The organism is Spirosoma litoris (assembly GCF_054776755.1).
The window spans coordinates 190,883-197,637 of the sequence record NZ_BAAHBI010000001.1; the positions used below are offsets into that span (position 1 = coordinate 190,883).

General features: G+C 45.6%; 6 protein-coding genes and 1 tRNA gene. 4 read left to right on the forward strand and 3 right to left on the reverse strand.

Going from position 1 to position 6,755, the window contains the following annotated elements:
- Positions 1–14: 14 nt before the first annotated feature.
- The 3 genes from ACYVGR_RS00710 to tgt form a co-directional block, all read right to left on the reverse strand.
- Complete coding sequence (locus ACYVGR_RS00710) at positions 15–1,307, reverse strand: nucleotide sugar dehydrogenase (RefSeq protein ID WP_460953090.1); 1,293 nt, start codon at positions 1,305–1,307, stop codon at positions 15–17.
- Between the two features lie 9 nt (positions 1,308–1,316).
- Complete coding sequence (locus tag ACYVGR_RS00715; RefSeq protein WP_460953092.1) at positions 1,317–2,420, reverse strand: Wzz/FepE/Etk N-terminal domain-containing protein; 1,104 nt, start codon at positions 2,418–2,420, stop codon at positions 1,317–1,319.
- A 353-nt stretch (positions 2,421–2,773) separates the two neighbouring features.
- Complete coding sequence (tgt, locus tag ACYVGR_RS00720; RefSeq protein WP_460953094.1) at positions 2,774–3,904, reverse strand: tRNA guanosine(34) transglycosylase Tgt; 1,131 nt, start codon at positions 3,902–3,904, stop codon at positions 2,774–2,776.
- Positions 3,905–4,064: 160 nt separating this feature from the next.
- On the opposite strand from tgt, the gene ACYVGR_RS00725 reads away from it, so the two are divergent.
- From ACYVGR_RS00725 to ACYVGR_RS00740, 4 genes are all read left to right on the forward strand, one after another.
- A complete protein-coding gene (locus ACYVGR_RS00725) occupies positions 4,065–5,255 on the forward strand; it encodes a glycosyltransferase (protein WP_460953095.1) in 1,191 nt (396 codons plus the stop codon).
- A gap of 91 nt (positions 5,256–5,346) precedes the next feature.
- Positions 5,347–5,976, forward strand: coding sequence for a 16S rRNA (guanine(527)-N(7))-methyltransferase RsmG (gene rsmG, locus ACYVGR_RS00730; protein ID WP_182458736.1), 630 nt, complete (start codon positions 5,347–5,349; stop codon positions 5,974–5,976).
- A gap of 118 nt (positions 5,977–6,094) precedes the next feature.
- Complete coding sequence (locus ACYVGR_RS00735) at positions 6,095–6,400, forward strand: hypothetical protein (protein ID WP_460953097.1); 306 nt, start codon at positions 6,095–6,097, stop codon at positions 6,398–6,400.
- 120 nt (positions 6,401–6,520) lie between these two features.
- Positions 6,521–6,594 (forward strand) — tRNA-Asn (locus tag ACYVGR_RS00740).
- Positions 6,595–6,755: the final 161 nt, after the last annotated feature.

Genomic DNA, 6,755 nt, shown 5'->3' on the forward strand with positions numbered 1-6,755 from the left:
TCACCTGCATCCGGTCAGAGTTGCCAATAGCTTATTTCGTCATCTTTATTCGTTCGGTAGAGCCCTTTCAAATCCAGCAAAATAGGTGCATTCCTCATGAGCGATTTGAAATAATCAGCATCTAATTCTTTATACTCATCGTGCCCAACAGCCACCACAACTGCGTCGTATTGGTCGGCAGGTTTGTCGAGTAGGCTCAGGCCATATTCGCGGGCAACTTCATTAGGCGACGCGTACGGGTCTACAATGTGCACGTTAATCGAATAGGCCATGAGTTCCCGAACCAGGTCGGCTACTTTCGAATTGCGGATATCGGCAATGTTTTCCTTAAAGGTTAGTCCCATGACCAACACCTTCGTTTCGCTCGGATTTTTGGCACGCTGTAACAGCATTTGCACCAACTTCGTAGCGATATAGTCGGGCATACTATCGTTAACACGACGACCGGAGTTAATCACCTGCGGTTCGTAACCCAGTTGTCGGGATTTATGGAGCAGATAATAGGGATCAACACCAATACAATGCCCACCGACCAGTCCGGGCGTAAAGGGTATAAAATTCCATTTCGTTGAAGCAGCCTTAATCACCTCCTGCGTGTTGATACCCATTTTGTCGAAAATGATAGCAAGCTCGTTCATGAGCGAGATGTTAAGATCACGCTGAACGTTTTCAATTACTTTAGCCGCTTCGGCAACCTGAATGCTTGGCGCTTTATAGATGCCCTCCCGAATGATACTCCCATACACGTCGGCAATCGTCTGCGTAGCTTCTTCGTCATTTCCTGCGACTACTTTAAGAATATCAGCCAGCGTTCGGGTCTTGTCGCCAGGATTAATCCGCTCAGGCGAATAGCCGAGCTTAAACTCACGCCCTACCGTTAATCCAGAGCAGAATTCCAGTATGGGTAAACAATCATCTTCGGTACAACCAGGATAAACCGTAGATTCATATACGACGTAATCTCCTGGCTTCAGAGCGACACCAATAACTTCCGAAGCGCGTATCAATGGTCTTAAATTGGGCACTTTATACTCATCTACTGGCGTAGGAACGGCCACGACAAAAAAATGCGCCTGTTTCAGTTCATTCGGGTCGGCAGTAAATAAAATATCGGCACCGATAAACGCATCGGCTGGTAGCTCCCGCGAAGGATCTTCAGCTCGTTGCAGCATCGCCACCCGATCGGGGTTGCTATCAAAACCAACGACCCGAAATTGTTGGGCAAACGCAAGCGCAACCGGCAGACCGATATATCCCAGGCCAATGACGGCGATTTTCTTTTCTTTCTGACGAAGCGCGTTAATCACGGGTTGCGTTTAAATTAAATGGGCTACTAATATTTTATCCTCGGCTATCATTGCCTTAAATCGTCCAGTCAGATTGGTTTGCTGAATCCATACAATCAAAATACTTATCATGAACCCGGCCCCTGTAAAAAGCAGTACCATAATCACTCGTTTAGGCGACGATCGCTTCAGGGGTACTTTGGGAGGTTCGAGTACATTAAATATCGGGCTTCGTTCCTGCACGTTCAATTTAGCCTGCTCAAACCTACGGGATAGTTCCGTATAAACCGTTCGGGCAATGGCCAGTTCATCTTCCATACGATGCCTATCCAGGGTAGCCTCCTGCATGGAAATGGCTTTATGATTGTCGTTGTAATGGAACATCGTGAATTGGGCCGCCTGATAACGTTTACGAGCATCGGCCAGTTGCTGTTTATAAAAGGCTAAATCCTGTCGGGCTTTTCCGGTTCTATAATTTCTGACGTATTGAGTCAGGTAATTCATTGCTAACTGAGCCACGAGGGCAGCTACCTGCGCATCGGGCATTTGAACGGTAATCGTAATAACGCCCGAACGCGTATTGAGTTTGGCATTAACACGTTCACTAATTTCTTCTGCCAGCTCTTGCTGTTGCGTGGTCAGATATAGGGGGCCTTTCTGGGAAAGATAAGTTTGGTCTTGTCTGTCGAATAGCTTCCACTGGTTCCAGGGCCACCTAATCTGTCCGGTTGTCAGAAACTGTCCAACCGTTTTCAATTGGCCCTTAATCGTAATGGGTTGCTTAAGCAGAAAAAGAATAAACGGAGTGCTCTGTAATACAGTCGGATACAAGTCTGGCCGAATGGCATCTACGCCTTCGGCATCCGAAAAATCAACCTCCGCAAAGCCCGCCATCGACGAGAGTCGTTTAAACAGATCACTCGCTCCCGTATTCATTTCAGGGATAATCCGTGCTTCTGACTGAAATTCCGGCTGTTTCACTAATGCCACAACGACGCCCAGTGTAGCAAACGCGATCGTGGAAGCTGTAATTCGTAACCGGCTTCGCCAAATCGCCCGCACCATTACCTCGACAGGTAAAAATAACCAGCGATTAGTGTTCGGAATTTGGCTGAATTCGGTCGGCGTCACCATACCTTCGTGTACAAATAGTATGAATTATGGGTTACTTATCGCCCACAAGCAAGCCTATGACGACAAAAAGCAAAAAAGTCTCCCATTTTTTAGATTAGGAGACTTAAAAAATCTTTTTTAAGAATTAATTTTCGTCAAAAGGCACTCTCTCTAGTGCTTTGGCAAAAATAGATTCTGGAGGATTCTATAGATTTTTTTGCCCCTATTGCGCTGATAATCAAAGACGATAGGATCAAAAGAATCGATAGAAACTAAATTGGACGAGTACTAGTCGTCATGCCAAAAGCCACTACATTTAAAATCAAATTCTTATCATACCAAGCAAGCTTTCTCGACTATGATATCAACTCAAATTATAGTCGTTGCATTAGCCGAATAACCATTTCATTTTTCCACGATACGAAATCACCGGCTTCGATATGCGTTCGCGCCTGTCTGACGAGCCACAGGTAAAAAGTCAAATTGTGTAGACTCGCAATTTGACCGCCCAGCAATTCTTCAGATTTAAACAAGTGGCGCAGGTAGGATTTCGAATAGAACGTACTGGCATACCCCCCTAATCCGGCATCAATGGGACTAAAGTCTTTGCTCCATTTTTCGTTTTTGATATTGATAACCCCTTCCGTCGTAAACAATAAGCCATGCCGGGCATTACGTGTCGGCATCACGCAGTCGAACATATCAACTCCTAAGGCAATAGCTTCCAGAATGTTAGCCGGTGTACCGACGCCCATCAAATACCGAGGCTTATCGGCGGGCAAGATGCTGTTTACCAGTTCAATTGTGCGGTACATTTCTTCAGCGGGTTCGCCTACAGCTAGCCCACCAATCGCGTTCCCTTCACGCTCTTTACTCGCAATTGTTTCTGCCGACTGCCGACGCAAATCGGCATAGGTACTACCCTGAACAATAGGAAATAGCGTTTGTCGATAGCCATAATGCCCTTCGGTTTCATCAAAACGACCAATGCACCGATCAAGCCAACGGTGCGTCATTTCCATCGACTGTCGGGCATAGCCATACTCGCAGGGATAGGGCGTACATTCATCAAAAGCCATGATAATATCAGCGCCAATTGTCCGCTGAATATCCATAACTCCCTCTGGAGTGAAGGTATGTTTAGAGCCATCGATATGCGACTTAAACGTCACACCCTCTTCTTTAATCTTACGCGTATTAGAAAGCGAGTATACCTGATAGCCACCCGAATCAGTCAGGATAGGGCGTTGCCAACCATTGAATGCATGCAAGCCGCCTGCCTGCCGAAGCACTTCCAGGCCAGGTCGCAGGTATAAGTGATAGGTATTGCCCAGAATAATTTCGGCATTAATGTCGGTTTCCAGTTCGCGCTGATGGACAGCCTTTACAGTGCCTGCCGTACCGACGGGCATAAAAATCGGCGTTTGAATAGGTCCATGATCAGTTATCAGGGTTCCCGTTCGGGCCTTCGACTGTGGGTCCTTTGCAGTAATCGAAAATGTCATAGTACAAAGATACGAACCCATGATTGTTTCAAGTTCAACGTTTCAGGTTCAAGCCTCGAACGAAACATTGAACCTGAAACATTGAACTTGAAACTTGAAACCTGCTTATCTTTGCGACTTCGTTAAAAACCAACGCAATAGCGAGTAAACTTTCCTGCTGGTGACTATAGTATTACTGATAATCTGGCTACTTGTGGTCAGCATTCAGCTCATTTTTATCCTTTTCGTTTATTCGCGAACGGCTTTCTACCGAGTACCCGAGCACACTACCTTAGGCGTACAGTCAACTGCACGTACCGGATCAACATCCGGGATTACGATCGTTGTTTGCGCCCGCAATGAACTGGAAAACCTGACCGAGTTATTGCCCTTACTCGACGCTCAGAATTACCCACATTTTGAGGTTTTAGTCATGGATGATCGGTCGACGGATGGCACTCACTTATTGCTGGAAAATGATATCGCCCAGCTTGAGCACGTTCGGTTTATCCGCATCGACAAAGAGCACGAGCACGTAACGCCGAAAAAATACGCACTGACCATCGCGCTGAAAAAAGCCACTTATCCAATTGTACTGCTCACCGATGCCGACTGCCGACCTGCCTCTGATGACTGGTTGAGCGGTATGGTCGCTCCGTTGGTCGACGATCAAAAGGCAATTAGCTTAGGCTTTTCTCCTTACGAGCATCGGCCAGGTTTACTCAATTTCCTTATTCGTTCCGAAACTCTATTCACCGCTGTTCAGTATTTATCGCTGGCGTTGGCAGGTCGTCCGTATATGGGTGTTGGTCGAAATCTGGCTTATCGAACCAGCCTGTTCTTTGCCAACCGGGGTTTTTACACCCACATGAACGTAGTTGGTGGTGATGATGACCTATTTATCAACGAAGTAGCAACGGGTCAAAATACGGCGATAAGTATCCATCCTGACACGTTTATGTGGTCGAAACCCAAAGAAACCTGGGCCGACTGGCGACTACAGAAAAATCGGCATCTGAACGTAGGCAAATACTATAAGTCTGGCAACAAATTTCGGTTGGGCCTGCTCACGGGCTCGCACGTATTGACCTGGACGTTCGCATTGATTACTGGCATTATTGTTTTAGTTCATGAATGGTACCAGCAATCGTTTACAGCGAACGAATGGTTACTTTTGCTAAGCGGAGTGGGTGTTTTTCTGTTCCGAATGCTTACGTTCTGGGGCATTACAGGTCGAATTAGTTACCGATTGGCTCATACAGTCCATTGGGCCATTATTCCATTTATGGACGTATTACTGGCTATTTACTACGGCCTGGCGGGTATAGCAACCATGTTCAGACGCCGTAAAAAAAGACTTTACTGGCGCTAAACGTAGTGTAAAATGAAGAGTGAAACGTGAAGAATAGCAAATTCAGAACACTACTTATTTTTCATTTTTCATTCTACACTTTTCATTCTTTATGAATATTGATCTGATCTTAAAATACTTTCCGAACCTCACGCCCGAACAAAAAGATCGTTTTACGGCATTAGAAGGGCTATATCGCGACTGGAATACAAAAATCAATGTAATTTCGCGACAGGATATCGATGCGCTCTACGAAAAGCATATCCTGCATTCGCTGGGGATTGCCAAGATTGTTCAGTTCAAGCCCGGCACTGAAATTTTAGACGTCGGTACGGGGGGCGGTTTTCCGGGTATTCCGTTAGCGATTTTGTTTCCTTTGGCCGATTTTCACCTGGTCGATAGTATTGGCAAGAAAATAAAGGTCGTTCAGGAAGTAGCCGATGCTTTGGGACTGACGAATGTGAAGGCCGAGCAAATTCGGGTTGAACAGCTAACAACGACCTATGATTTCGTGGTAAGTCGAGCCGTTACGCGTCTAAAGCCTTTTTTAGGCTGGGTACGCTATAAAATTCATAAAGCGGGTAACAACGATCGCCCTAATGGTGTTTTGTATCTCAAAGGCGGTGACCTTGCCGAAGAACTAGCCGAAGTAACTGATCGCTACCGCGTTTATGATCTATCGGATTATTTTGAAGAACCTTTTTTCGAGACCAAGAAAGTAGTTTATATACCTAAAAAATAACCTGGATTTATGTGATTTGACTGATAGACTATGATCTCAGTTGATTTGGCTTTCATTGAAAGCGATTCATTAAATCAAAGTCGTTCCGTAAAATCAGCTAAATCCCGGTTCAGATGCTATGCCAAACGAAAAATTCCGATCCAGCAGTTTTAAAGATCCATTAACTCCCGACGAGGTTGTCTTTAATGACAAGGGGGTTACGTTCCGTGCCCGCAAACTGATTGGCGGCACCGACAATTTCGTATTCTACTCAGATATCTCTGGGGTAGAGATCGACAATGGGCTGTTTTTCGCCACAGTTCGGGTCATTCCAAGAGCCCGTCCCGAAATTGTGATCTCTAACTTCTCAAAAGGCGACGCTCGTCGGATTAAAGAGCTGATTTTAGAGAATGTACCCAGCCATCGTCCGGATGCATTTCGCTAATCAATAGATTTATTTGGGTCTGATTGCCACTTTGTTAGCAAAAAAATACCCTAAAATCGATATTTTTTCTGCGTGATCACTTGCTTGGTATCGAGTTTCGCGCTACTTTTGCACCACGATTCCCGAATAGCTCAGTCGGTTAGAGCATCTGACTGTTAATCAGAGGGTCGCTGGTTCGAGCCCAGCTTCGGGAGCATTGGTTATCAGCCACTTACATCTTAAAAAATGTAAGTGGCTTTTTGTTGTGATACACGATTCCCTTCCCTGCTCATTAAGCCAGCTCAGTTGGAATCAAGGGATCAAGGTCAAAAGTTGTGGAGGGCGTTGTATTTTTCTAGGTTTGTGGTTTCACCCA

Excerpts from the sequence above, each read along its gene's own strand:
- ACYVGR_RS00715 (WP_460953092.1), bottom strand. The coding sequence starts at position 2,420 with ATGGTGACGCCGACCGAATTCAGCCAAATTCCGAACACTAATCGCTGG.
- tgt (WP_460953094.1), bottom strand. The coding sequence starts at position 3,904 with ATGACATTTTCGATTACTGCAAAGGACCCACAGTCGAAGGCCCGAACG.
- rsmG (WP_182458736.1), top strand. The coding sequence starts at position 5,347 with ATGAATATTGATCTGATCTTAAAATACTTTCCGAACCTCACGCCCGAA.
- ACYVGR_RS00735 (WP_460953097.1), top strand. The coding sequence starts at position 6,095 with ATGCCAAACGAAAAATTCCGATCCAGCAGTTTTAAAGATCCATTAACT.